Genomic DNA, 1,893 nt, shown 5'->3' on the forward strand with positions numbered 1-1,893 from the left:
TGGAGTGGGCCGAAAAACGCAACGTTCGGCTGGAATACATCCAGCCCGGCAAGCCGCAGCAGAACGCTTACATCGAGCGCTATAACCGCAACGTTCGCCCCTCTCATCGAAACTGCGTTTCGACTGCCGGGCAGCGGGATGAATGGCTGGGGCAATACATCTTTGAAACCATCGAGGAGGCACAGGACCAGGCAACCGAATGGCTCTGGACTTACAACAACGAGCGACCCAACATGGCCATCGGTGGGATGACCCCCGCTATGAAATTGAGAACAGCCGCGTGAATTCTACGGCTGGACCCCATTAAAAAGGGGGGATTACCCCTCCACCCCGAAAGGGCTGCGGAGAACATTCAGGACTTAGAAATCGATTAATCCGTCAGCAGCGCGCAATTTTATGTGCGTCCCTACAGCGGTTGTAGGGAAGCGCGTATCTTTGCGCGTCGATCACTATATATCAATGACTTAGCCATGACATTGAGAGCATAACTTTGCGCGCATATCCGGTGCTAATGTATGTGCTGGCCTTGGGATAAGGCGGCATCGAGGTCGAGCTATGTGCCTCCTTTTTTGTCGGTATAGCGACGGTATTTTGCTCACTATACCGGTATAGCAGGCGAAATACTGAAGATATCGCATATTTATGCCACCAGGTCGTATTTCAAGAAACTATGCTTGGCGGACATTTGACGCGCAGTTTCAGTTACAGACAAATCCGAAAAATTGTCTGTAACTGCGCAGGAGCATCGATCACATTAAGCGCCGCAAGGGACGGTAGGAGGCGTCGCTGTCGCTCATGCTGTCCGGCACAACCTTGAAATTGGCAGTACCTCTTGAATGCCTCCGCTCCGGAGAACTATGGATCGCAATCTCGATTTTCCTGTGGAGCATCCGCGACTGGCATCGAAGTAGTTTCTTTCCGCCATTCGAGACAGGCTTCGAGATAACTTCGACTGTCGGCTGTCAAACGCAGCAAGCCTGCCAGGCGCGATAGATCGCGCACCGGGTCGTCGCTTTGTTCAAGCGTCTCTGCATTGGCGTCGTAAAGCCATGCAATTTCGGCGCGTGAGATGTCGCGGATGCTGCGATTGAGGTCAGTCTGGAACGGCACACGATTTGAGTGACTGCCCTTGCTCCATGCAAAATCGATGCCATCCGCATTGTGGACATCGATGCGCGCCAAGGCCGCGCGCACCTGTTCAACGATACGTCGCCCAGTACGTTGCCATCCATGTTTTTGAGCGACACGCCGAGAAAGGAGCGTCACTGGAAGTGGTCCTTCGTTCTTGACGATATCCTCAATGAGACGCTCAAGGCGCGGGATGTAGGCCACATCGTAGAATTGCTCCGGATCGGGGGTTAGATCGCCGACTTCTTCGGTAGCGACAGCTTCTATTGGAACATGTTCTGGCCGGTTAACGCCTGCAACAAGAGGTTCTTCGCGAGGTTCAAGTAGATCCATTATTGGATCAGGCACTTGCTCCAGTTTCACCGGAGCTGTCACGGTTTCAGTTGCATTACTTTGTTCGACAGGTTCGATGTCGTCGGTCGGCAATTCCTCGTCAAATGGAGTAATTCGGTTGGCATCTTCTACCACGCGCCTTCCACGATCAGCCTCCAGATGGTTCGTCAACGCGTCATGGATACGCTCCACGACAGCCTTTGGGTTCTTGAACCAATCAGTCGACCAGATGCGCAAAATCGTCCAGCCGAGGTTTTCCAGAACGGCTTGTCGCACTTTATCCCGGTCTCTGGCCGTGGCAGAGCTGAAGTGGTCCTGCTTTTTAGGACAGCTTTGCGGCTCAGCTAAGATGTAATCGGGTTGGTGTCATGCCGCCTTTTGGGTTCGTTCCGTGTCGAAGAATGCGTCGTCTGGGGATCGCTTGTCGAGGGC

2 protein-coding genes are annotated in these 1,893 nt (G+C 53.4%); one reads left to right on the plus strand and one right to left on the minus strand.

Annotation, left to right across the window (positions count from 1 at the left end):
• Nucleotides 1-284 (plus strand): integrase core domain-containing protein (locus DI396_RS16325; protein ID WP_162617264.1); only part of this gene is annotated, 284 nt, incomplete at its 5' end.
• A 571-nt stretch (nucleotides 285-855) separates the two neighbouring features.
• On the opposite strand, the gene DI396_RS16330 is transcribed toward DI396_RS16325, so the two are convergent.
• Nucleotides 856-1,737, minus strand: a complete 882-nt coding sequence (locus DI396_RS16330; protein ID WP_110797477.1) for a DUF3320 domain-containing protein — start codon at nucleotides 1,735-1,737, stop codon at nucleotides 856-858.
• Between the last annotated feature and the right edge of the window lie 156 nt (nucleotides 1,738-1,893).

The sequence above is a fragment of the Litorivita pollutaquae genome, from assembly GCF_003205515.1.
Classification (GTDB): Bacteria; Pseudomonadota; Alphaproteobacteria; order Rhodobacterales; family Rhodobacteraceae; genus Litorivita; species Litorivita pollutaquae.